The organism is Duganella sp. sic0402 (genome assembly GCF_019219065.1).
In the GTDB taxonomy this organism is placed as follows: domain Bacteria; phylum Pseudomonadota; class Gammaproteobacteria; order Burkholderiales; family Burkholderiaceae_D; genus Rugamonas.
In genome coordinates, this window is record NZ_JAHUWK010000002.1 from 424,770 (window position 1) to 448,788 (window position 24,019).

General features: G+C 61.8%; 17 protein-coding genes. 7 read left to right on the forward strand and 10 right to left on the reverse strand.

The window, feature by feature from the left end:
* Window positions 1–48: 48 nt before the first annotated feature.
* The 4 genes from KW842_RS07505 (at window position 49) to KW842_RS07520 (ending at window position 5,745) form a co-directional block, all read left to right on the forward strand.
* Complete coding sequence (locus tag KW842_RS07505; protein ID WP_218303462.1) at window positions 49–1,053, forward strand: CoA ester lyase; 1,005 nt, start codon at window positions 49–51, stop codon at window positions 1,051–1,053.
* Entirely contained in the window at window positions 1,053–1,562 is a 510-nt protein-coding gene (locus tag KW842_RS07510; RefSeq protein ID WP_218303463.1) for a hypothetical protein, read from the forward strand. Before KW842_RS07505 ends, KW842_RS07510 begins: the two co-directional genes overlap by 1 nt.
* Window positions 1,563–1,628: 66 nt before the next feature.
* Window positions 1,629–4,337, forward strand: coding sequence for an aconitate hydratase AcnA (gene acnA, locus KW842_RS07515; RefSeq protein ID WP_218303464.1), 2,709 nt, complete (start codon window positions 1,629–1,631; stop codon window positions 4,335–4,337).
* Between the two features lie 145 nt (window positions 4,338–4,482).
* Window positions 4,483–5,745: a DUF2863 family protein gene (locus tag KW842_RS07520; protein ID WP_218303465.1), complete on the forward strand. Its 1,263-nt coding sequence runs from the start codon at window positions 4,483–4,485 to the stop codon at window positions 5,743–5,745.
* Window positions 5,746–5,774: 29 nt separating this feature from the next.
* Here the strand turns inward: KW842_RS07520 and KW842_RS07525 are convergent, their stop codons facing one another.
* From KW842_RS07525 to KW842_RS07540, 4 genes are read right to left on the reverse strand one after another with little or no spacing between them, the layout of a single operon-like run.
* A complete protein-coding gene (locus KW842_RS07525) occupies window positions 5,775–6,065 on the reverse strand; it encodes a hypothetical protein (RefSeq protein ID WP_218303466.1) in 291 nt (96 codons plus the stop codon).
* 28 nt (window positions 6,066–6,093) lie between these two features.
* Complete coding sequence (locus KW842_RS07530; RefSeq protein ID WP_218303467.1) at window positions 6,094–6,558, reverse strand: CYTH domain-containing protein; 465 nt, start codon at window positions 6,556–6,558, stop codon at window positions 6,094–6,096.
* Between the two features lie 2 nt (window positions 6,559–6,560).
* A complete protein-coding gene (locus KW842_RS07535; protein ID WP_218303468.1) occupies window positions 6,561–7,688 on the reverse strand; it encodes a M14-type cytosolic carboxypeptidase in 1,128 nt (375 codons plus the stop codon).
* A 33-nt stretch (window positions 7,689–7,721) separates the two neighbouring features.
* Window positions 7,722–9,215, reverse strand: coding sequence for an acetyl-CoA hydrolase/transferase family protein (locus KW842_RS07540; RefSeq protein ID WP_218303469.1), 1,494 nt, complete (start codon window positions 9,213–9,215; stop codon window positions 7,722–7,724).
* A 91-nt stretch (window positions 9,216–9,306) separates the two neighbouring features.
* Between KW842_RS07540 and KW842_RS07545 the strand changes: the two genes are divergently transcribed.
* Window positions 9,307–10,203 carry a LysR substrate-binding domain-containing protein gene (locus KW842_RS07545; protein ID WP_218303470.1) on the forward strand — a complete coding sequence of 299 codons (897 nt, stop codon included), beginning with the start codon at window positions 9,307–9,309 and terminating at the stop codon, window positions 10,201–10,203.
* Here KW842_RS07545 and KW842_RS07550 read toward each other — a convergent pair.
* The 5 genes from KW842_RS07550 to cphA (KW842_RS07570) form a co-directional block, all read right to left on the reverse strand.
* Complete coding sequence (locus KW842_RS07550; protein ID WP_229223550.1) at window positions 10,178–11,284, reverse strand: patatin-like phospholipase family protein; 1,107 nt, start codon at window positions 11,282–11,284, stop codon at window positions 10,178–10,180. The two genes, KW842_RS07545 and KW842_RS07550, sit on opposite strands and share 26 nt — an antisense overlap.
* A 44-nt stretch (window positions 11,285–11,328) precedes the next feature.
* Complete coding sequence (locus tag KW842_RS07555; RefSeq protein ID WP_218303471.1) at window positions 11,329–12,900, reverse strand: sialidase family protein; 1,572 nt, start codon at window positions 12,898–12,900, stop codon at window positions 11,329–11,331.
* A 68-nt stretch (window positions 12,901–12,968) separates the two neighbouring features.
* Complete coding sequence (locus KW842_RS07560) at window positions 12,969–14,432, reverse strand: catalase (RefSeq protein WP_218303472.1); 1,464 nt, start codon at window positions 14,430–14,432, stop codon at window positions 12,969–12,971.
* 96 nt (window positions 14,433–14,528) lie between these two features.
* Entirely contained in the window at window positions 14,529–17,099 is a 2,571-nt protein-coding gene (gene cphA, locus KW842_RS07565; RefSeq protein ID WP_218303473.1) for a cyanophycin synthetase, read from the reverse strand.
* Window positions 17,100–17,112: 13 nt separating this feature from the next.
* Entirely contained in the window at window positions 17,113–19,275 is a 2,163-nt protein-coding gene (gene cphA, locus KW842_RS07570) for a cyanophycin synthetase (RefSeq protein WP_218303474.1), read from the reverse strand.
* Between the two features lie 205 nt (window positions 19,276–19,480).
* Here cphA (KW842_RS07570) and KW842_RS07575 point away from each other — a divergent pair, with 205 nt between their 5' ends.
* Complete coding sequence (locus KW842_RS07575) at window positions 19,481–21,751, forward strand: ABC transporter ATP-binding protein (RefSeq protein ID WP_218303475.1); 2,271 nt, start codon at window positions 19,481–19,483, stop codon at window positions 21,749–21,751.
* 4 nt (window positions 21,752–21,755) lie between these two features.
* Window positions 21,756–22,223 carry a DUF1854 domain-containing protein gene (locus KW842_RS07580; protein WP_218303476.1) on the forward strand — a complete coding sequence of 156 codons (468 nt, stop codon included), beginning with the start codon at window positions 21,756–21,758 and terminating at the stop codon, window positions 22,221–22,223.
* Between the two features lie 167 nt (window positions 22,224–22,390).
* Here KW842_RS07580 and KW842_RS07585 read toward each other — a convergent pair whose 3' ends face one another.
* Window positions 22,391–23,959 (reverse strand): oleate hydratase, encoded by a 1,569-nt coding sequence (locus tag KW842_RS07585; protein WP_218303477.1) that lies wholly within the window; start codon window positions 23,957–23,959, stop codon window positions 22,391–22,393.
* Window positions 23,960–24,019 lie beyond the last annotated feature (60 nt).

The following is a 24,019-nucleotide window of genomic DNA, read 5'->3' on the forward strand; positions in this document are numbered from 1 at the left end:
AGCGCGGCGGTTATTTCTTCTACCGACCGATTATCAGACCCTACCCGCATGCACCCATCCGAGGTTTTATTCCAGGGTAACCGCCAGCCACTGCTGCTGCCAGCCTGTGATCACTACGCCGGCTCCGAAAAGCTGATGCGCAAGTCGATCGCCCTGCAACAAGAACTTGGTCCACTGTTCGACATCACCCTCGATTGCGAAGACGGCGCCAGCGCCGGCAACGAGGAAGCCCACGCCCGGCTGGTGGTCGAGCTGCTCAACTCCGACGACAACCGCTTCAACCGCATCGGCGCGCGCGTGCACGATATCGCCAGCCCTTATTTTGCGCAGGACGTCGAGATCATCTGCGCCGCCGCCAAACGGCTGGCCTACATCGTCATCCCCAAGGTCAACGGCATCGACGAGCTGGCACGCGCCATCAAGCTGATTAACACCCACGCCGGCAAGGCCGGCCGCAAGGACCTGCCGGTGCACGTGCTGATCGAGACTCACGGCGCGCTGCACGATGTCTACGCCATCGCCGCCCTGCCCCAGGTGCAGTGCCTGTCGTTCGGCATCATGGACTTCGTCTCGTCGCACTACGGCGCGATCCCCGGCGCGGCAATGCGCACGCCCGGCCAGTTCACCCATCCGCTGGTGGTGCGCGCCAAGCTGGACATCGCCGCCGCCTGCCACGCGCACGGCAAAGTGCCGTCGCATAATGTGACCACCGAAATCAAGGACACTGCGGTGGCCGCCAATGACGCTCAGCGCGCCGCCGCCGAATTCGGCTATACGCGCATGTGGAGCATCCACCCGAACCAGATCAAGCCGATCATCAAGACCTTCACGCCGCGCCTGTCGGAAGTGAGCGAGGCGGCCGCCATCCTGCACGAAGCCGCAGCCGTGCAATGGGGTCCCATCTCCCAAAATGGGCGCTTGCACGACCGTGCCAGCTATAGATATTATTGGACCGTTTTGCAGCGCGCCAAACTGGCGGGCCTGAGCCTGCCAGAATCGGTGGCGCCGCTGTTCAACGGTCTCTCCACCGACCAGCCACAGGAAGCAAACTAATGTCGATCTCCAAATTATTCATGGCCTGCAGCCTCGCGCTGGCCTCGCTGACCCTTGCCGCCGGCGCCCACGCCGAAAGCGACGTCAAGAAACCAGTCAAGAAGGAAGCCGCCAAAAAGCCTGCCACCAAGGCCAAGAAAACCGCCGCCAAGCCGGTCGAGCCGAAAGCGCCGAACGAGGAAGAGGACGAGCCAGTCATTACCGATACCGCCGCCACCGACTTCGACTGCGAACTGGGCAACAAGATCACCATCTACCAGAACGCTGGCGACGACGGCCACATCGCGCTGCGCTGGAAGAAGCGCCTGCACCGCCTGACGCGCGTTGGCACCACCACCGGCGCCCAGCGTTTCGAGAACAAGCTGTATGGCCTGATCTGGATCGGTATCCCGGCCAAGGGCATGCTGCTGGACTCCAAGCAGAACCGCCAGCTGGCCAACGAGTGCCGCAATGCCGAGCAGCTGAAGCCAGTGGCGATCACCGAAACGCCGGCCAACACGCTTCAATAAACGCAGTCCCAAAACGCAACACCACGCTTTTTAATACTAGACGATACCCAATACGAAGGAGAGGTCATGTCACACAACACTCTGAACACGCTTAAGGAATTCGACATCGCTGGCAAGACGGCCAAGTTCTACTCGCTGCCAGCCCTGGAAAAGAGCCTGGGCGCCAAAATCTCCCGCCTGCCGATCTCGATCCGCGTGGTGCTGGAATCCGTACTGCGTAACGTCGATGGCAAGAAAGTCACCGAAGAACACGTCAAACAGGTCGCCAACTGGGCGCCGACCGGCGAACGCACCGACGAGATCCCGTTCGTCGTCGCCCGCGTGGTGCTGCAGGACTTCACCGGCGTGCCGCTGCTGGCCGACCTGGCCGCAATGCGCAACGTCGCCTACAAGATGGGCGTCAACGCCAAGAAAATCGAGCCGCTGGTGCCGGTTGACCTGGTGGTCGACCACTCGGTCACCATCGACCACTTCCGCGAGCCCAAAGCGCTGGACCTGAACATGAAACTGGAATTCTCGCGCAACAACGAGCGCTACCAGTTCATGAAATGGGGCATGCAAGCCTTCGACACCTTCGGCGTGGTGCCGCCGGGCTTCGGCATCGTCCACCAGGTCAACCTGGAATACCTGGCGCGCGGCGTCCACAAGGACAGCAGCGGCGTCTACTACCCTGACTCGCTGGTCGGCACCGACTCGCACACCACCATGATCAACGGCATCGGCGTGGTTGGCTGGGGCGTGGGCGGCATCGAGGCGGAAGCCGGCATGCTGGGCCAGCCAGTCTACTTCCTGACCCCGGACGTGATCGGCGTCAACCTGACCGGCGTGCTGCGCGAAGGCTGCACCGCGACCGATCTGGTGCTGACCATCACCGAAATGCTGCGCAAGGCCAAAGTGGTCGGCAAGTTCGTCGAGTTCTTCGGCGAAGGCACCGAGACGCTGTCGGTCACCGACCGCGCCACCATCGCCAACATGGCGCCGGAATACGGCGCCACCATGGGCTTCTTCCCGGTCGATGACGCCACCATCGAATACTTCGAAGGCACCGGCCGCACCAAGGCGGAAATCGACGCCTTCGCCGCCTACTTCAAGGCGCAGGGCATGTACGGCGTCTCCAAAGCCGGCGACATCGACTACACCCGCGTGCTGGAACTGAATTTGACCGACGTGACGCCGTCGCTGGCCGGTCCTAAGCGTCCGCAAGACCGTATCGAAATCGGCAACGTGAAAAACAACTTCACCGAACTGTTCTCAAAACCGACCTCGGAAAACGGCTTCAACAAAAAGCCGGAAGACCTGAACGCCACCTATACCACCACCAACGGCGTCAATGTGAAGAACGGCGACGTGCTGATCGCCGCGATCACCTCGTGCACCAACACCTCGAACCCGAGCGTGCTGCTGGCCGCCGGCCTGCTGGCCAAGAAAGCCGTGGAAGCCGGCCTGGAAGTCGCACCGCACATCAAGACCTCGCTGGCTCCTGGCTCGCGCGTGGTGACCGAGTACCTGACCGCCGCCGGCCTGCTGCCTTACCTGGAACAGCTGGGCTTTGGCGTGACTGCCTACGGCTGCACCACCTGCATCGGTAACGCCGGCGACCTGACGCCTGAGCTGAACGCCGCCATCACCTCGAACGACATCGTCGCTTCGGCCGTGCTGTCGGGTAACCGTAACTTTGAAGCGCGTATTCACCCGAATATCCGCTCCAACTTCCTGGCTTCGCCACCGCTGGTGGTTGCCTACGCCATCGCCGGCAATATGACCGTTGACCTGATGACCCAGCCGGTTGGCAAGGGCAAGAACGGCAAGGATGTGTACCTGGGCGACATCTGGCCGACCTCGCATGAAATCGCCAAGCTGATGAAGTTTGCGATGAATGCCAAAGTCTTCAAGACCAACTACGCCGACGTCAAGGGCAATCCAGGCAAGCTGTGGGAGCACGTATCGTCGACCGAAGGCCAGGTCTACAACTGGCCTGCCTCGACCTACATCGCCGAGCCACCGTTCTTCGATGGCTTCGAGATGACGCCGAAGGCGACCAACCCGAACATCAGCGGCGCGCGCGCGCTGGGCGTGTTCGGCGATTCGATCACCACCGACCACATCTCGCCTGCCGGCTCGATCAAGGAAGACGGCCCGGCCGGCAAATGGCTGAAGGAAAACGGCGTGCAGAAAGCCGACTTCAACTCCTACGGCTCGCGCCGCGGCAACCACGAGATCATGATGCGCGGCACCTTCGCCAACGTGCGTATCAAGAACAAGATGATCCCGCCGAAAGCCGACGGTTCCGCAGTCGAAGGCGGCATCACCATTCACCAGCCATCGGGCGAACAGCTGTCGATCTACGACGCAGCCATGAAGTACGTGGCGGCAGGCACCCCGACCATGGTGTTTGGCGGCGAAGAGTACGGCACCGGCTCGTCGCGCGACTGGGCCGCCAAAGGTACCCAGCTGCTGGGCGTGAAAGCGGTGATCGTGCGTTCCTTCGAGCGTATCCACCGCTCCAACCTGGTGGGCATGGGCGTGCTGCCGCTGCAATTCATCGGCAACGATTCGGTGGAATCGCTGGGTATCACCGGCAAGGAAACCTATGACCTGAAAGGCCTGGACGGCGAGATCAAGCCGCAACAGCTGGCCACCCTGGTGATCCACCGCCAGGACGGCACCAGCCAGGACGTGAAAGTACTGCTGCGTATCGACACCCCGATCGAAGTCGACTACTACAAGCACGGCGGTATCCTGCCGTTCGTGCTGCGCCAGCTGCTGGCTGCGTAATGCGTTAGTCAGGCAACCTTCAAAAGCCGGGCTTGCCCGGCTTTTTTTATGCACGTTTGCCGAATCAACTACAATAGGCGCCATAAGGGTTATCATCTGCATGACTGATCCGTTTATTCACTTTTAATGAGACTCTTATTGCGCTATGCGTCGTTCATCTAAAGCTTCATCCCAAAAACTGTCTGCCGAGAGCCAGCGCCTCGCCACCTACGCCCAGGCTGTCGGGCAGGCGGCCAGCCGTATCGAAGAGCGGGCCTGGGAACACTCTCTCGATGCGCAGCTCCAGAAACTCCTGAAGACCGGTCACCAGGACACCATCGACGCCACCCTCAACGCGCTGTTCAAGGAAGACCTGAACGGCTACGACGTGCTGATGGACAGCGTGGAAGCGGTCAGCGAATCCAGCCACCTCGCCATCGACACCGCCGACGGCGTCAGCAAGCCGTTCGACGTGCTGCTGGTGGCCGCGCCCATCCTGGCCTGGACCCGCTTTGCTATTGCCTCCGGCGCGATCCCGTCCGACATCCTGCAAACGCTGACGGCGCACTTCGCCGCGCACCTGCTGGCGGACGGCACGCAGCTAGCGATGTCGCCGACGCTGTTCTCCATCGATCAGCTGCCGCGCAGCCACGTGGAAACCTACGGCAAAGTACAAAAGCTGGCGCAGGCCGCGCTCAAGGGCACGGCGCTGAAAGCCGACACCAAGGTGCCGGAAACCGCCCCCTTCCTGGCTGACACCCGCTACCTGCTGGTGGCCGTGGTGGCGCCAGCCGGCGCGCCGCTGTTCCGCTGGCAGATGCCGGAGCACCAGGCCAACTTTGCCGCCGAGCGCAGCAGCGCGCTAGAGCAATGGCGTACGCAGGCGACACCAACCGTCAACCGTCTGCTGCCGGGTTGCGGCGTCGAACTGCTGCTGCCGGAGGCCTACTACATGGCTTGCCGCGAGGCGGACAAGCTGATCCGTCCGGTGTCGATCCGCGCCGCCGTGCACTACCTGACCCACACGCTGGATGTGGAACCAACGGAGCTGCGCGCGGTGATCGCCGGCTTTGGCGAGGAAAGCGCCGAAGCGCAGGTAGACGAATATCGCGTAGCGTTCACGCAACGCTCGTCAACGGATGTGATTTACGGCGTGGTATGGCCGCTGTACGGCCAGGAAGATGAGGAAGGGACGCCGCCGGAAGGTCCGGGCGCGCTGACTGCGGTGCAAAAACCGGTCACGCCGGTGGACGACATCATCTCGCACCTGAACGAGGCCGGCATCACGCAGATCAAGAAGCATAACGAACGTTATGTGGTCGAGTTCTGCGACGACTGCGGTGCGCCGCTGTTCGCCGACCCGCAAGGCGAACTGGCCCACGCCGAAATGCCCGAAGACGCCCCCGCCGGCACCGAGCACTTCCACTAAGTAAAAAGCCCCTCACTTCGAGGGGCTTTTTACTTCTGCGGTGGGATATTGATAATGATGGCGGGCGGTGTTTGCGCCGGCTGAGCCTGCGCTGCCTGAACAGGCACGGCTATAGGCCTGGCTTCCTGCCTGCTGGCTGCGAAATACAAGCCGCCAAAGCCGAGAAACATGCCAACCATCGAGGCAACCATCCAGCGATAACCCTCGGCGGCCATCTTGTGCATTTCCGAACGAAAAGCTTCGATATCCGACTTGGTGGCCAAGGTCGGCAGTATCGTATCGAAGCGCATCTCCAGCGCAGTTTGGCGGTCGTTGTCCATGCATCCAGCTTAGGACAAAACACCCATCCTACCAAGTGGAGAACGGCTTCTTAATCAGGTTCGAGTTGAGATAGCGCAGATCTTCGGTGACTTCATCGCCGATCCAGCCCGGCTTGTCGAACTGCTGGTCTTCCGACTGCAATTCGATCTCCGCCACCACCAGGCCGGCGTTCACGCCGAGGAACTCATCCACTTCCCACACATTGCCGGCAAACGTAATCCGGCGGCGATACTTCTCGATCAGCGGCCGCTCGCACAAACCGTCGAGCAGCTCGGCCGCATCGGCAACAGGAATCTCATATTCCCACTCGCCGCGCGTGGCGCCCTTGTTGGCGCCCTTGACCGTAATCACCGCCCGCTCGCCCTCAATGCGCACGCGCACCACCCGCTGCTTGTCCGACGACAGATAGCCCTGCTTGAAGAACACCGGCTCCCCAAGCTTCATCCAACCATCCCCGGACAGCAGGAACTTGCGCTCGATCTCGACGCCCATGCTCAGTAGTCGTTCAGCGACAGCAGAATCGGTTGCAGGATGGCCGCACCCAGCGCCGCGCTGCGCGCACCATTCCAGCCCACGTTCGGATCAGGCAGGTCAGCGTTGTCCTTGAACGGCATTTCCAGTGTCAGCGCCAGGCAGCCGAAGTGATGGCCGACATACTTCGACGCCAGCGTCAGCATGTCTTCCTTGTACTTGCTGGCTGCATAGCCAACCTTGTCCTGGAAGTCCGGCGACGCATCCTTGTAGCGATCAATGAAAGCCTGCTGCTTGGCGCGGCGCTCATCGCTGAAGTTCTCCAGCATCTCATTGCCCGCTACGAAGTTGTAAGGCAGCGCCTCATCGCCGTGGATGTCGAAGAACATATCGATGCCGGTTTCGTGCATCTTCTGCTTCACATACAGCACCTCAGGACTGCGTTCGACCGAAGGCGTCATCCACTCGCGGTTCAAGTTCGCGCCAGCCGCATTGGTGCGCAGATTGCCGCGCACCGAGCCGTCCGGGTTCATGTTTGGCACGATGTAGAACACGCAAGTCTGCAACAGCTTGCGGGCAATCGGATTGGCATCGTCCAGCAGCGAATCGATCAGGCCTTCGATGAACCACTCGGCCATCGACTCGCCAGGGTGCTGGCGTGCGATGAACCAGATTTTCTTTTCCGCTTCCGGCTTGCCGATCACCACCAGGTTCATATCGCGGCCATCGACCGTCGAACCCAGATCATGCACGCGCGCCAGCGGATGCTCGCCCACCTCGCCCAGCAGGCGCAGATGGCGCTCGAACGAATACGGCTCGAAGTAAGCGTAGTAGATGCTGTCAGTATCCGGCGTATGGTTGATCGTCATGACCGCGCCATCGAACTTGGTCGGCACGCGGAACCAGTTCTCGGTGTCATAGCTGGCCACCGCCTGATAGTCTTCGTAGCCCTTGGCGTAGGTCGCCTGGCCGGCGTTCAGGAAGCGCATCGTCAGCTTCTGGCCGCGCGCGCCCTGCACGCGGAAGTGGAACCACTGATGGATATCCGCGTGGGAGTCCTTGCGCAGGTTCAGTTCTATGGTGGCAGCACTATCGGCGCGCAGCACTTCAATGGCGCCGGAGTCGAAGTTCTGGCTGATTTTAATGGTCATGTTGATCCAATATTAAGTGAATACTGATGACCATTATTTTACCAGCATGCTCCCTTCTCGTTTGTAGCGGGCATGCCAGGACAAGGCCTGTTCCAGCACATGCGGCGTCTGACCGCCGCCCAGCTTCGCTTCCTCGAAATAGGCGCGTAGCTGCGGACGGTAATCGGGGTGCGCGCAGTTCTCGATAATCAGCGGCGCGCGCTCACGCGGCGCCAGGCCACGCAGGTCGGCCAGGCCCCATTCCGACACCAGCACATCGACATCATGCTCGGTGTGGTCAACGTGCGCCGCAAACGGCACCACGCTGGAAATCGCGCCATCCTTGGCCACCGACTTGCTGACGAAAATCGACAGCTGGCCATTGCGCGCAAAGTCGCCCGAGCCGCCGATGCCGTTCATCATATGCGTGCCGCCGACGTGGGTCGAATTGACGTTGCCGTAGATGTCGAACTCCAGCGCCGTGTTCAGCGCGATGATGCCCAGCCGGCGCACGATCTCCGGATGGTTGCTGATCTCCTGCGGCCGCAGCACAATGCGCTCGCGGTACTGCTCGATATTGCGGATGAACTTTTCATGCATGGCCGCCGACAGCGTGATCGACGAGGCCGACGCCATCTTCAGCTGGCCCGAATCAAGCAGCTCGATGGCGCTATCCTGTAGCACCTCGGAATACATGGTCATGTTGTGGAACGGCGAATCGATCAAGCCATGCAGCACCGCGTTGGCGATGGTGCCGATGCCCGCTTGCAGCGGCCGTAGCGAGAGGTCCATACGCCCTGCTTTCACTTCGCCATCCAGGAAGGCGATGACGTGGCGCGCGATGGCGTCGGTCTCCTGGTCTGGGGGCAGCGCGTTGGACGGACTGTCCGGGCTATCGGTGATCACAATCGCGGCAATGCGGTCAGGATCTACAGGGATCGCCTCTGTGCCGATACGCTGCGATGGCGTCAGCAGCGGAATCGCTTCGCGGAACGGACGAGCACCGGGCACGTAGATATCATGAAAGCCTTCCAGCGCCAGCGGCGCGCTCAGATTGATCTCGACGATCACCTTGCCGGCCTGCTGCACGAAGTTGGCAGTGTTCCCGACCGACATGGTAGGGATAATGCCGCCTTCGGGCGTAATCGCCACCGCTTCAATGACGGCGATATCCACCGGCTTCAGATCGCCGGAGCGCAGCTGCTCGGCCGTCTCCGACAAGTGCTGGTCGATGAACATCACCTCGCCGGAATTGATCTTGCGGCGCAGTGCGGCGTCAGCCTGAAACGGCATGCGGCGCGCGACCACGCCGGCATTGGCCATCAGGCCATCGCTGTCATTGCCCAGCGAGGCGCCGGTCAGCAGTGTCAGGTGCAGCGGGGCCGAGCGCACACGCTCGACCAACGCTGCGGGCAGCGCCTTGGCATCACCGGCTCGGGTAAAGCCGCTCATACCAACTGTCATGCCGTCCTTGAATAAAAGGGCGGCCTGCTCCGCGCTCATCAGCTTGTTCATGAGCGCCGGACGGCGGATGCGATCTTCGTACATAGTTGGGTTCTCCTCATTCTTTTGTTTCAGTATAGAATCAGGAAAACTGTAGTTTTATGACTTAAATTCCCATTTTTCATTCGTTTTATTCATGGATCTGCGCTCACTCCGCTACTTCGTCGAAACCGTCCGCCTGAACAGCTTCACCCAGGCAGCAGAGTCGCTGCACGTCACCCAATCGACCATCAGCAAAATGGTCAAGCAGCTGGAACTTGAAGTCGGCGCGCAATTACTGCTGCGCGAAGGACGCAAACTGACGCTGACCGACACCGGCCAGGTCGTCTACGCGCGCGGCGTGGAAATGCTGGCGACCATGCGCCAGTTGGCAGTCGAAGTTCACGATACGCAAACGGTGGAACGCGGCCACCTGACAGTCGGCATCCCGCCAATGATCAACCTGCTGTTCACGCCGGTGCTGAAGGCCTTCCGCCAGCGCCATCCCAACATCACACTGACCTTGCAGGAAGACGCCGGCCAGGCCATCGAACGCCAGGTGGCGCACGGCGAACTGGAAATCGGCATGACGGTACTGCCGGCCGATCCCGCGCTGGGACTGCAATCCTCGCCTATCGCCAGCTACCCGGTGTGGGCGCTGGCGGCGCAAGGCACGTTTCAGCAGAACCGCGCCACGCTGAAACTGAAAGCGCTGGCCAACACGCCGCTGGTGCTGCTGAAAGACGATTTCGCCATGACGCGCACGCTGCGCAGCGCTTTTGCCGCAGCCGGCTTTGAACCGGTGATCGCCGCGCAGAGCAGCCAATGGGACTGGCTGGTGGCGATGGCCTCGGCCGGCATGGGCGTCGCGCTGCTGCCCGAACCCTTCATTCACCGCCTGGCCATCGGCCACCTGGACAAGGTCAAGCTGACCGATCCCGAGCTGCTATGGCAGCCGGCCCACGTCTGGCGCGGCAATTATTTGTCACACGCCGCGCGCGCCTGGCTTGATCTGTGTGACGAATTGCTCAGTGCTCCGGCAGTTCGTGAATAGCGATGCCTTCGATCGGATCGATCGGTTGCTCCCACGGACGTAGCTTGAGGAAGCGCTGCGTATCGTCATAGCCGGCCTGCCAGCGGGCGCGGATGCCGCTGGAGCTGAAATCGATATCCTTGGTGTGATCCTCATTGCCGATACGCGGCGCACGTAGCGATACCACGTGCATATCGGTGCCGCAGCCCCACGAGGCCAGCTCGCGCACTTCCCGCTGCGCCAGCTCTTCGGCAGGCAAATGCCTGGTCAGTTCGCGGATCACGTGGCGCAGACGATGCAGCTTGCGCTGCTGCTCGATATTGCTGGCCCGGCTCGCATACTGGATTTCCTTCTGCTTATCCAGTACATCCAGCACGCTTTGCGGCTCGCTGCCGTCCGGGTTCCATACCTGCACCGAGAAGATCACCGACTGCCGGCGCGGCTCGTCATCTAGCACCGCCTCGATCGGCGTGTTGGAGTAAATGCCGCCGTCCCAGTAAGGCTCGCCGTCGATGCGGATCGCCGGAAACGCCGGTGGCAGCGCGCCGGACGCCATCACATGCTCGACGCACAGCGGCTCCTTGCGGCTGTCGAAATAACGCATGGCGCCGTTGCGCGCATTGACCGCGCCAACCGTGATGCGCATATGTTTATTGTTGAGGTAATCGAAATCGACCAGCGCTTCGAGCGTGCTGCGCAAGGGCGTGGTCTGATAGAAGGAAGCATGTTCGACGCCGACGCGCGCGTCCGGATTCCACCACGACGACAGATTCGGCTCAAAGAATGCCGGTATCCCCTGCCCCAAGGTGACAGCGTTGGCAATCGCGCGCGGCATGGTGGTGAAGCCAAACGAATTGCGTTCCATCCGGTGCCAGAATTCGCGTAACTGGTCGAGCCGCTGTTCAGGCGGATTGCCAGCGATGATGGCGCCATTAATGGCGCCGATGGAAGTACCAATCACCCAGTCCGGCTCAACGCCGGCTTCGTGCAAGGCCTGGTAGACGCCTAACTGGTAGGCGCCCAAAGCGCCACCGCCCTGCAGGACCAGAACAACCTGGCCCGGCAAGGCCGGCGACGGCGGAAATGCGGCTTTCTGTTTCAAGTCCAACCTCCACGGTGCACTGCAACATGGAGATTGTAAGCCATTTACCTGGCGAGCTGTTTCACCATGGCCTCAAGGTCAAACGTGGAATACTCCTGGCGCCAGGTCTTACCACTGTCCGTCGAAGCACGGATCGTAATCATGCCGCGATAGGCGCTTTGCACATCCAGCATCAACCCGGACGGCAGCATCTCGATATAACCCAAGACGTCATATTTGGCATACGGCGCCCAGGTCTGTCCGTTGTCGCTGCTGACCTGCAGTTCTCGATCGCCATACACCTGGCCACTGACCAGCATGCGCCCATCATTCAACGGCACCACCGTCGACACCATCACCTTGAGCGGCGGCGCCATCTTGGTCCAGTTCTGGCCAAGGTCGCGGGAGAAATACGCATCCGGGAATTTGCCCAGCAAGCCAGCCGCCACCAGCACGCTTTCCGTGCCGTCGTGATTGTGCCGGTAAGCGTGCAGCTTGGCCTTGGCCGGCGCCATGCGCTCGCTCCACTTGCCGGTGCTGTAATCGACCTGGCCGATGCGGCCGTTCGGCAGCGCATAGCCTATCGCGCGTGCGTCGTGCCATGGCGTGAACACCGGTCGGCTGGACCACAGCCGCGTCGGCAGCACCGCCTTATGCACCGCTTGCCAATCGCCGCCGCTCAACTGGCGGCTGCGGAAAATCGTCAGGTCGCGGCCCTTCGCGTGCATCAGATACCAGCCGTCCTGCGGATTGCCGCCGATGCGCAGCAAGGTACCGGGTGGCAGATTGCCTGGATCAATAGGCAGCAGTTCGTCGCTGCCCGGCGCTTTGCGCACCATGGTGCCGAACTCGCCGACAGCGACCAGCTCTGTATCCGGCAGCGCTACCGGCAGCAGGCATTCCAGCGTCTCCGGGCGTTGCGCATTCAGCGTGCGCCATTGTCCCTCCTTGGAACGCAGCAGCACCGCGCCCATGCGGCTGGCGGCCACCGCGCGGCCATCGGACAATTCGGCGAGGCATTCCGCGCCGAACGGATGCGTGCGCGCAAAGTCCTCGACCTGGTCACGCTCGCTGCGCGGAGCTGTCCAGCCGCCGGCAACGCCTTCGCGGAACAAATTGCTGTATTCAGGCGCAAAGCGCTGGATCAGCTCCACATTGGAGACGGCGCGTGCGCTGCGGCCATAATCCACGCCCAGATTGGCGCGGGTCACGATCAGGCGGCCCAGGTCGACCGGCTTGGCCGCCTCCACTTTGAAGGTGCCAACCAAGCCTGCGGAAGAAACCCGCAGCATCCGGTTGGAAGACATGTCGATCAGTTCGATGAATCCGTACTCGCCAGGCTGCAACGCACCGATGAACAGTGCGGTGTCGCGCGCCATGCCTGGCGCCACGCGTTTCATCACCAGGTTCTCGGCCAGCAATTTCAGGTCACCCGGCTTGTCGCCTTCCGCCACGCGGCGCAGCTTGATGGTGTCAAAGCCGGAGATTTCATCAGTATTGGCGGTAATGCTGACGGCCACCGAAGTGGCCGTCGATTGCGCGCTCAGTTTCAGCGGATCGCTGACCGAGGTGTTGACGGCGCAGCCGCTGAGCAGCAATGCGGCGGCGCCCAAGGTGCCAAGAAAAGTGGTCTTCATCTATTTACAAGTGTTTTCCTAAAGAAACAATTATAAATAGAAATTTTCATTTCCTTAAAGAATTTGTATCAAGAAATGCTGACACCCTTCGCTCTCAGGGCGGCACGCACGCCGACGCCATAGGCTGGGTCGGCCTGATCGAAGTGCGCCAGCTGGCGGGCGATGATCTCGGTGCTGACCTGGCTCAACGGTCCGGCGATATTGTTGAACAGGTTTTGCTGTTCATCCGCCGGCATCAGGCGGAACAGGTCACCGGCCTGGGTGTAGTCGTCTTCCTTGCCACGGCCATCGTAGCGGCCGGCCGCGCTGTCCAGCGCCAGCGCTGGCTCGCCGTGGCCCATGCCGTGCGGATTGCTGCCGCCAGCCTGCACCGGATCGTAGTTCTGCGCCGCGCCGCCATTGGCGCCGGCCATGGCGCCGTCGCGCTGCTGATTGTGGAAAGGGCAGCGTGGCGCGTTCACCGGCAGGTGCTGGTGATTGGTGCCGACGCGGTACAGCTGCGCATCGTGGTAGGCGAACAGGCGCGCCTGCAGCATCTTGTCCGGCGAGTAGCCCATGCCTGGCACCACATTCGATGGCGACAGCGCTGCCTGCTCGACTTCGGCGTGGTAGTTGACCGGGTTGCGGTTCAGCTCCAGCACACCGACTTGCAGCAGCGGGAAGTCCGCGTGCGGCCAGACTTTGGTCAGGTCGAACGGGTTCCAGCCGGTGCGCGCTTCCCATGCGGCCAGTTCGGCATCGGTGGCAACTTGCACCTTGACGTCCCAGCGCGGGAAGTCACCGCCGGCGATGGCGTTGAACAAATCGCGCTGTGCGTAATCCGGATCGGCGCCAGCGAGACGGGTGGCTTCATCAGCGCTCAGGTTCTTGATGCCCTGCTGCGTCAGGAAATGCCACTTGACGTAGACGCGCTCACCGGCGGCGTTAATCAGGCTGTAGGTGTGGCTGCCGAAACCGTGCATGTGGCGATAGCCATCCGGCGTGCCGCGGCTGGAGAACAGCGTGGTCACCTGGTGCAGGCTCTCCGGCGTGCGGCTCCAGAAATCGAACATCGCGGTCGGCGATTTCAGATTGGTTTGCGGGTCGCGCTTTTGCGTGTGGATGAAGTCCGGGAACTTGATGCCATCCTTCAGGAAGAATACCGGCGTGTTATTGCCAACCAGGTCCCAGTTGCCTTCCTCGGTATAAAAGCGCAGCGCGAAGCCGCGCGGATCGCGCTCGGTATCGGCGCTGCCTTTCTCGCCGCCCACGGTGGAGAAGCGCAGGAAGGTTGCGGTCTGCTTGCCAACCTCGCCGAACAGCTTGGCCTTGGAGTATTTGGTGATGTCGTGGGTGACGGTGAAAGTGCCGTAGGCGCCCGAGCCTTTGGCGTGCACGACGCGCTCTGGAATGCGTTCACGGTTGAAGTGTTGCAGCTTCTCGATCAGGTGGAAGTCTTGCAGCAGGACAGGACCGCGAGGGCCGGCGGTCAGGGAATTCTGGTTGTCGGCGACGGGAATGCCTGAGGCGGTGGTAATAGGTGGCTGATTCATACTATGGCTCCTCGTTGTTTAATAGCGTAAGGCTATTTTAAACAACGAGAACCATAAATAAAAACTATAAATATCTATAGCCTTGATAGACTTAGACTAAGCCTCTTTAATGCGTTTGGCAATGTGCGCCAGTGCGTCTTCCACCTGGTCGATCAGGATCAGGCACAAGTCCCCTTCCTGCAAGCGCGCCAACGCGGTATCAATCGCCTTGAACTCGCCGTAGATCTCTTCGACATGCGAGGTGCGCGGTGCGCCGGTCAGGCCGGAGCGCAGCAGCGCCACCACTTCACCGTCAACACGGCCACGCTGGCAGGCGTCTTCGTACAGCAGCACGTCGTCAAACGCGCGGCCGAGGATTTCAGTCTGCTGCGTGATGTCCTGATCACGGCGGTCGCCCGCGCCCGAAATCACCACCACGCGGCGCTTGGCCGGCATGGTTTCCACAGCCTTGACCAGCGCCAGGATGGCGTCCGGATTGTGGCCGTAGTCGGCGATCAGCGTCGCGCCCTTGTAGTCGAACACATTGAAGCGGCCCGGCGCATTGTCGGAATCGTTGGCGAAGGTTTTCAGGCCCAGCAGAATCGCGTCCCAGCTGATGCCCACGCCCCACGCCGCAGCCACCGACGCCATCACGTTCTCGACCTGGAAGCCGATTGCGCCGTTGCGGGTGATCGGCACCTGCGACAGCGGGATGCGGTTCAGCTGGCGGCCTTCGGCGGCCACGATATGGCCATCTTCCACGTACACAGTGCGGCTGCCCTGCGCCAGATGCGTAGCGATGACCGGATGGGTGCGATCGGCGCCGAAGAAGATCACCTTGCCACGGCAATTGGCCGACATCGCGGCAACGATAGGATCGACCGCGTTCAGCACCGCGTAACCGCTTTCCGATACGTTCTGCACGATCACGCGCTTCAGCACCGCCAGGTCTTCCACGGTGGTGATGTAGTTCAGGCCCAGGTGGTCGCCCATGCCGATGTTGGTGACGACAGCCACCTGGCAGCGGTCGAAGGCCAGGCCTTCGCGCAGGATGCCGCCACGCGCGGTTTCAAACACCGCCGCATCGACATCCGGATGCAGCAGCACATTGCGCGCGCTGCGTGGGCCGCTGCAATCGCCGCTGTCGGTCTGGCGGCCTTCGATGTAGACGCCGTCGGTATTGGTCATGCCGGTGCGCAGTCCGCTGGCGGTCAGCAGGTGCGCGATCAGGCGCACGGTGGTGGTCTTGCCGTTGGTGCCGGTCACTGCCACCACCGGAATGCGGCCGTTCTCACCCGGCGCAAACATGGTGTTGACGATAGCCTCGCCCACCGCGCGGCCTTTGCCGAACGATGGCGCGATGTGCATGCGCAGGCCAGGCGCGGCGTTGACTTCGACCACGCCGCCACGTTGATTTTCAATCGGTTCCAGCACGTTGTCGCACACCACGTCCACGCCGCACAGATCGAGGCCGATCATTTGCGCCGCTTCCACCGCGCGCGCCGCCACTTCCGGATGCACGTCGTCGGTGACGTCGGTGGCGCTGCCGCCGGTCGACAGGTTGGCGTTGTTGCGCAGGATGACGCGCTGGCCCTTGGCCGGAATCGAATCCGCGTTCAGGTCCTGCAAGGCCAGCCGCGCAATCGCGATATCGTCGAAGCGGATCTTGGTCAGCGAGGTCGAATGGCCCGAGCCGCGGCGCGGGTCGGCATTGACGATGTCAACCAGCTGGCGCACCGTGTGCAAGCCGTCGCCCACCACCAGCGGCGGATCGCGGCGCGCGGCGGCCACCAGCTTGTTGCCGATCACCAGCAGGCGGTAATCATGGCCTGGCAGATAGCGTTCGACCATCACATCGTCGCGGAATTCCTTGGCGGTGCGGAACGCGGCTTTCAGGTTGTCTTCGGTCATGATGTTGACCGTCACACCCTTGCCCTGATTGCCGTCCTTCGGCTTGACCACCACCGGCAGGCCAATTTCCTGTGCCGCTTTCCAGGCGTCGGCTTCGTCTTCCACCGAACGGCCGATAGGCACCGGCACGCCAGCGGCGTGCAGCAGCTTCTTGGTCAGCTCCTTGTCCTGCGCGATGGTCTCGCCGATGGCGCCGGTGGTGTCCATTTCAGCAGCCTGGATGCGGCGCTGTTTCGAACCCCAGCCAAACATCACCATCGAACCTTCGGTGAGGCGGCGGAACGGAATGTCGCGTACGACGGCGGCGTTGACGATGGCGCCGGTGCTTGGGCCCAGGCGCACATCTTCATCCAGGTCGCGCAGCTCGTTCAGCGCGGCCTCCAGGTCGAAGGCGGTATCCGCCAGCACCGAAGCGATCAGCGCTTCGGCCAGTTCGACAGCGCGGCGGCCGACAGCTTCCTCGGTGTATTCCACCACGGTTTGATAGATGCCCTCTTCCAGCGTGGCATGGGTGCGGCTGAAGGTGACCGGGCAGCCGGCTTGCGCCTGCAGGCTCAAGGTCACTACTTCCAGCACGCGCGCCAGTGGCACGGCGTCGGAATTGCCAGTTGGGTGCAGTGCGCCGACGGCAGGGAAGCGCGCGTGCAGGCGCTGCTCAAAGTCCGGCAGCGCGGCGACCGATTGTTCGTCCTTCGGGCAAGAGACAATGACTTCCACCGCAGTGTGGTGGCTCCAAAGATTCGGGCCGCGAAGGGCGCGGGTGCGTATAACTTCCATTCTTCTTGTTCTTTCAGTGATGTGTTTTCTTTGGATTCGCGTCAAAGGTGCGCAGTCCGGCGCCGATCAGCTCCGCCGTCAGGCCGAGCGCCCAGCCAGCGGCAATCGCGGCCAGCACGGCTTCCGGCGGCACCAGTGGCGACAACGGCAGGCTGGCGACATCGGTCTGCCCGCTGGCCAGGACAATGCTGTCCGCGCGCTGGAACACCACGCGCTTGTTGTCCTGACGATGCGCGGCAATCGCTGCCAGCTGTTCGTCTACGCCATAGAAAATCACTTCGCCGTCACACAGGTCGGCCATCTCCACCACTTGCGGATCGGCGGCATTCAGCACCGCCGCGCCACTAGGCAGCACCACGTCGACCTGGGTGCGCAGCACGTTATACAGTTTGTCCAGGCTCTCGATATGGAACTCGGCCTGGTCTTCATAATCACTGACGTCGGTCACCACACCCACTGCGCATTTGTCGTAGGCCAGGCCTTCGGACAGGATCATGCGCGCGCTGTTTTCAAACACGCCAGCTTCAACGCTCTTGTTCAACAGCAGGCGTTCGCCGGTTTCCCAGTCGCTGAAGCCATCGCGCGGCAGCAGGCGGCCATTGACGAACAGGCCGTCGGCGCATGCCAGGCCGGTTTTCTTGCCGCTGATTTGCAGCAGCCAGGCGATCAGGCGCGCGGTCATGGTGGTGCCGTGCTTGCCGGCGATGCCGACGATCGGCATGCGGCCGGTTGCTTCGCCAAACAGGTGCTCGACAATCGCTTCGCCAACATTGCGCGGCTCGCCTTCGGCCGGCTTCAGGTGCGCCAGCAAGCCAGGACTGGCGTTGACTTCGATAATCGCGCCGCCGGTTTCTTCCAGCGGACGGGTGATGTCCGAGGTCACCAGGTCGATGCCGGCGATGTCCAGGCCGACCACGCGCGCCGCCAGTGCAGCCATCGCGGCCACTTGCGGGTGTACTTTGTCGGTGACGTCGATGGCGACGTTGCCGTTCGGCTGAATCAGCACTTTCTGGCCATCGGCAGGCACCGATGTGTGGGTCATGCCCTGGCGCTTCAGCTCCAGCACGATCTCGCCCGACTCATGCGGCTTGACCAGGCCCAGTGGGAACTCTTCGGTTTCGCCACGGCGTGGATCGGTATTGATTTGCGTGTTGCACAGGTCCATTACGCTGGATTTGCCGTCGCCGGTCACCCACAGCGATTCGCCGGCGGCGGCTGCCACCACGCGGCGGCCTACCACCAGCAAGCGGTGTTCGTCGCCGACGATGAAGCGCTCGACGATCACGCTGCTGCTGTCGCCTTCCTGCGCCGCCAGCTCATAGGCGGCGGCAACGTCGGCTTCATTGCTCAGGTTCAGCGATACGCCGCGGCCATGGTTGCCGTCGTACGGCTTCAGCACCACCGGCAGGCCGATGTCTTGCGCGGCTTCCCAGGCCTGGGCGGCGCTGGTCACCAGCTCGCCTTCAGGCACAGGCACGCCGCAGGACGACACCAGGGTTTTGGTCAGGTCTTTATCCGAAGCGATGCCTTCGGCAATCGCCGAGGTGTGCTCGGTTTCAGCGGTCCAGATGCGGCGCTGCGCGGCGCCGTAACCCAGTTGCACCAGGTTGCCATCGGTCAGGCGGATGAATGGAATCTTGCGCACGCCGGCGGCGTCCACGATGTTGCCGGTGCTCGGGCCCAGGCACAGGTCTTCGACCATATCGGTCAGCTGCGCCACGGTGGCATCCAGATCGTAAGGCTGGTCTTCGATCATCGCCATCAGCAGGTCGCGGCCGGCGGCCAGCGCGGCGCGGCCGACCTCTTCCTGGCGGGTGCGGAAAGCCATTTTATACAGGCCGGTGTCTTCGCCGATCTGGCGGGTCTTGCCAAAGCCGGTTTTCATGCCGGCCAGGTTTTGCAGCTCCAATACAACATGTTCCAGGATGTGGCCGGCGTACGTGCCGTCGCGCAGGCGCTCCAGGAAGCCGCCATGCTCGCCCACGCCGCAGCGGTGCACGATCAGGCCCGGCAGGATGGTGGTCAGGCGTTCATACAAGCCGGGCAACAAATTCGATGGGAAGTTCTCCAGTTCGCCGATATCCAGCCACGCCTCGATCACCGGGCGATACGTCCAGATATTCGGTCCGCGCAAATGGGTTACGCGGAGAACTTCAATGTCTTTCTTCTTAGTCATGTGTTAATTCTTGTAACTTTGTTATCGGCCTGGCAAGCCCGCGCCGTATTGTAAACCCTGTACCCTTGCCCTGCTGCTGTGCGGTATACTTGCCGCCAACGCAAAACAAGCTTTTTATTGTTCTCTGTCAAATGTTTGATGAATGACAGAATACCGTAAATAAGCCGCAACAACAGCCCTTTTCCCCTCCGGAGTACGCCGCACGATGACGACCGAACAACTTTCCAACGTATCCAGCCTGAGCGAGCTTCCAGAACGCTGGCGTTCCGAGATACAGGCACAACTTTCCCAAGAGGAAAACGTTGCAAGTGCCCTGGAGGTTGACCTGGATCAGCAACTTCGTTTTTCCAAGGGCATGGTGGTGGTCACGCCGCGCCGCCTGCTTGCCCGTGCGCCGGGTGCATCGCAGTGGGAATCGTGGCCGTTCGCGCCGGACATGGTGCTGAAACACCATGACCACGCCGGCGTTGGCCACTTGGAGCTGGTGAATAACCAGGGCCGCCTGAACGCCTGGCGTTTCACGCTGGGCCAGAACCTGCACGCGATCCGCCTGGTCGAACAATTCGACGCCCATCGCGACAGCCACGCCACCGGCGAGCCGGTGCTGCTGGAAGATAAAAACGTCTGCCCCAGCTGCAAGGCGCCGATGGAGCCGGAGCAGGAAGAATGCCCGGTCTGTACCAAGGTGGTCCATACGCCGCCGTCGACCTGGACGCTGTTCCGCCTGTGGCGCTTCGCCAAGCCATATAAAGGCCAGCTGGCGCTCGGCTTCACGCTGATGCTGCTGTCCACCGGCGCGCACATGATCCCGCCCTACCTGACCATCCCGCTGATGGACAATGTGCTGATCCCTTACCAGAACGGCAAGGAGGTCGATCCGTCGCTGGTGGTGCTGTATATGTCCGGCCTGGTTGGCGCGGCCGTGCTGGCGTGGATTTTCGGCTGGGGCAAGACCTATGTGCTGGCGCTGGCCTCGGAGCGCATCGGCGCCGACCTGCGCACCACCACTTATCAGCACTTGCTGCAACTGTCGCTGGAATACTTCAGCGGCAAGCGTACCGGCGACCTGATGTCGCGCATCGGCTCGGAGAGCGACCGGATCTGCGTGTTCCTGTCGCTGCACCTGCTGGACTTCCTGTCCGACTGCCTGATGATCATCATGACCGGCGTGATCCTGTTCAATCTCGATCCGTGGCTGGCCGTCTGCACGCTGGCGCCGCTGCCCTTCATCGCCTGGATGATCCACCTGGTGCGCGACCGCCTGCGCACCGGCTTTGAAAAGATCGACCGCGTGTGGGGCGAAGTCACCAACGTGCTGGCCGACACCATCCCCGGCATCCGCGTGGTGAAAGCCTTTGCGCAGGAGTCGCGCGAGGCCAACCGCTTCCGCACCGCCAACAAGCACAATCTGGCGGTCAACGATAAGCTGAACAAGGTGTGGTCGCTATTCTCGCCGACCGTGTCCTTCCTGACCGAGCTGGGCTTGCTGGTGATCTGGGTGTTCGGCATTTACCAGGTCTCCAAGGGCAATATCACGGTCGGTGTACTGACGTCGTTCATCGCCTACGCCAGCCGCTTCTATGGCCGTCTGGATTCGATGAGCCGTATCGTTTCAGTGACGCAGAAATCGGCGTCGGCCGCCAAGCGTATCTTCGACATTCTGGATCACGTATCGTCGGTGCCTGAGCCGGTCAATCCGGTCAAGCTGGGCAAGGTGGAAGGTAATATCTCGCTGCGCGAAGTCGGTTTCCGTTACGGTAACCGCGCGGTCAATCGCGGCATCGACCTGGAAATCAAGGCCGGTGAGATGATCGGCCTGGTGGGCCACTCGGGTTCCGGCAAATCGACGCTGGTCAACCTGATCTGCCGCTTCTACGATGTGGCCGAGGGCGCGATCCTGCTGGACGGCGTCGACCTGCGTTCGTTCAATGTGGCCGACTATCGCCGCAATATCGGCCTGGTGTTGCAGGAGCCGTTCCTGTTCTTCGGCACCATTGCCGAGAATCTTGCTTACGGCAAGCCGGATGCGACGCGTGAGGAAATCATCGCCGCCGCGCGCGCCGCGCATGCGCACGAATTCATCCTGCGTCTGCCGCAGGGCTACGACTCGATGGTCGGTGAACGCGGCCAGGGCCTGTCGGGCGGCGAGCGTCAGCGCATCTCGATTGCGCGCGCGCTGCTGATCGATCCGAAGATCCTGATCCTTGACGAGGCGACCGCTTCGGTGGACTCGGAAACCGAAAAAGAAATCCAGCGCGCGCTGGAGAACCTGGTGCAAGGCCGCACCACCATCGCGATTGCCCACCGCCTGTCGACCTTGCAGAAGGCCGACCGACTGGTGGTGCTGGATCGCGGCGTGGTGGTGGAAGAAGGCCCGCACGATGAACTGATGGCGCTGGAAGGCGCGTACTACCGTCTGTATCAGGCACAGGCCCGCAATGTGGATACCGACCTGGACGACGGCAGCAAGGAATAAGAAGATGACGACGACATTTGAACTGACCCGCAATTCCTTCGGCCGCCTGATCCTGACCACGGCGGACGGTGTGGTGCACGAAGGCGTATCGCCGGTGCGCGCGTTTCCGGTGCAGGCGCCGGAGGATGGCATCTCGCTGCTCAACAGCGATGGCAAAGAGGTGGCGTGGATCGACCTGATCAGCGACCTGCCGCCGGCGATCGGCGCGCTGGTGACGGAGGAACTGAGCGGCCGCGAATTCATGCCGGAGATTTCGCGCATCAACAGCGTGACCAGCTACGCCACACCTTGCACCTGGTCGGTGGTGACCGATCGCGGCGACACCGAATTCGTGCTGCGCGGCGAAGAAGACATCCGCCGCCTGACGGTCGACACGCTGCTGATCTCCGACATCCACGGCATCCACTTCCTGGTGCGCGACATCCGCGAGCTAGACAAGCACAGCAAAAAAATCCTCGACCGCTTCCTGTAACCCCGTCCTCCCGCGCCATCGCTTCCACACCGATGGCGCCGCCTTCCCCATCTGTTCCAGCGCAAAGCAGGTTAACAAACCACCTGCATGATGGAATCGTGCGCCCATCACCGGACGCACTCATACCGCTCACGCCCATGCAAAAGCTGATGGGCACATTGGCGTAATTATTTGAAGGCCTTGATCAGCGCGTCAAATTTCACTTTCAGCGATTCGTCGTGCGCGGTAACTGGCGGCACCTCGCGCTGGACGCCGAGCAGCTGGTAAACCGCCATCTGCGCCGCGCGCACGGAGTATTCGACAGTGAACACCACATCTTCCGGCACCTCTACGAATTGGCTGATCAAGGCCAGGTTGCGCGAGCCCACCGGCACCGGCAATGGGCGGTCGCTATGCTGGCGCGGCATGAACATGCTGGTGATGTAGGGCATGCGGCAGGGGATGCAATTCGCGTTCGACATCACCTCGGCATAATCAAAGTTCAGATGGCCGCACAGCTCGCGCAAGATCTCCTCACCGCTGCACTCCGCCATTGGCTTGGCGACGAAATTGCCGATGCGGTCCGGATGCAGGCCATAGCCCCAGAACACCTGCACGCCGTCCGGCTGTCCAGCAAAGTGCGGCTGATGCGCCAGCACCACCGACATGAACCAGTTGGAATCCTTGAAGGTCACCAGGCCGCCCGTGCCAGCCACATTGCCGGTGAACTTCTCCATGCGGTCAAAGAAAACCGGATCTTTCAGCGTCACCGTAAACGACTCCCACCAGGATTCCGGAATACTGGAATTGAACGCTGCCGGATTGCCGAACTGCGGACGACCGGCAGCCAGCTTCTCCCACAGCGTCCAGCCCTGGCTGTCACGCTTATCCAGCTTGGGCGGTGCGCTGTGCATACTGCCGTAGCTGGACGCGTCGGTCATGGAACCGTTCTGGAAGAACACCAGGTCTTCCGGGCGAACCTGGATTGTGTGCGTCTCAGCATCGCGCACATAGCGGATCGCGGTGACGGTCGAGGCATCCTCGGTCAGCGAAAAGTCTTCGACCTTGGCGCCCAGCAGTACCTGCACACCCTGCGCTTGCAACCAATGCTGCAAAGGCCGTACCAGCGAATCATATTGGTTATAGACAGTGCGCTTGACGCCGGCCAGCGTCTCGATCCGCGAAAACTCCATCATGAAGCGGCGCAGATAGCGCTTGAACTCCACCGCGCTATGCCAAGGCTGGAAGGCAAAGGTGGTGGCCCACATATACCAGAACTTGGTCTCAAAGAATTCCGGCGACAGCCAGTCAGTGATGGCGCTATCGCCGAGGTCTTTTTCGTCGGCCTCCTCCAGCTTCACCAGCTCCAGCCGGTCCTGCATGGAAAAGCCCATCGAGCTGACATCCACCTTGAAGCGGTTGCGGTCCACCAGCCGCGCCCGCGAATGCGACTTGTGCAGCGCATTGAAGGCGATGGTTTCGTCGTACACCGTCTGCCCTCGATGCTCCAGCGACGGGATGCTCTTGAACAGATCCCAGGTGCACTCATAGTTGTCGGTGGTGAGCATGCGGCCACCGCGCAGCGTATAGCCGCTGTCCGGATTGCCGCCGCCGTCAAGGCTGCCGCCCGCCAGCGGCAAGGCTTCAAAGATGGTGATATCGCCGCCCGCCACGCCACCATCGCGGATCATGAAGGCCGCTGCGGCCAGCGAACCAATGCCGCCGCCGATCAAATACGCTTTTACAGGATGACTCATGATGCACACTCCCTCAGTTGAGATGTCAGATTCTAGGCAGACAAAACAACCGAGGTCAGT

Coding starts and splice junctions, on each gene's coding strand:
- KW842_RS07505 (WP_218303462.1), top strand. CDS start 49: ATGCACCCATCCGAGGTTTTATTCCAGGGTAACCGCCAGCCACTGCTG.
- KW842_RS07510 (WP_218303463.1), top strand. CDS start 1,053: ATGTCGATCTCCAAATTATTCATGGCCTGCAGCCTCGCGCTGGCCTCG.
- acnA (WP_218303464.1), top strand. CDS start 1,629: ATGTCACACAACACTCTGAACACGCTTAAGGAATTCGACATCGCTGGC.
- KW842_RS07520 (WP_218303465.1), top strand. CDS start 4,483: ATGCGTCGTTCATCTAAAGCTTCATCCCAAAAACTGTCTGCCGAGAGC.
- KW842_RS07525 (WP_218303466.1), bottom strand. CDS start 6,065: ATGGACAACGACCGCCAAACTGCGCTGGAGATGCGCTTCGATACGATA.
- KW842_RS07530 (WP_218303467.1), bottom strand. CDS start 6,558: ATGGGCGTCGAGATCGAGCGCAAGTTCCTGCTGTCCGGGGATGGTTGG.
- KW842_RS07535 (WP_218303468.1), bottom strand. CDS start 7,688: ATGACCATTAAAATCAGCCAGAACTTCGACTCCGGCGCCATTGAAGTG.
- KW842_RS07540 (WP_218303469.1), bottom strand. CDS start 9,215: ATGTACGAAGATCGCATCCGCCGTCCGGCGCTCATGAACAAGCTGATG.
- KW842_RS07545 (WP_218303470.1), top strand. CDS start 9,307: ATGGATCTGCGCTCACTCCGCTACTTCGTCGAAACCGTCCGCCTGAAC.
- KW842_RS07555 (WP_218303471.1), bottom strand. CDS start 12,900: ATGAAGACCACTTTTCTTGGCACCTTGGGCGCCGCCGCATTGCTGCTC.
- KW842_RS07560 (WP_218303472.1), bottom strand. CDS start 14,432: ATGAATCAGCCACCTATTACCACCGCCTCAGGCATTCCCGTCGCCGAC.
- cphA (WP_218303473.1), bottom strand. CDS start 17,099: ATGGAAGTTATACGCACCCGCGCCCTTCGCGGCCCGAATCTTTGGAGC.
- cphA (WP_218303474.1), bottom strand. CDS start 19,275: ATGACTAAGAAGAAAGACATTGAAGTTCTCCGCGTAACCCATTTGCGC.
- KW842_RS07575 (WP_218303475.1), top strand. CDS start 19,481: ATGACGACCGAACAACTTTCCAACGTATCCAGCCTGAGCGAGCTTCCA.
- KW842_RS07580 (WP_218303476.1), top strand. CDS start 21,756: ATGACGACGACATTTGAACTGACCCGCAATTCCTTCGGCCGCCTGATC.
- KW842_RS07585 (WP_218303477.1), bottom strand. CDS start 23,959: ATGAGTCATCCTGTAAAAGCGTATTTGATCGGCGGCGGCATTGGTTCG.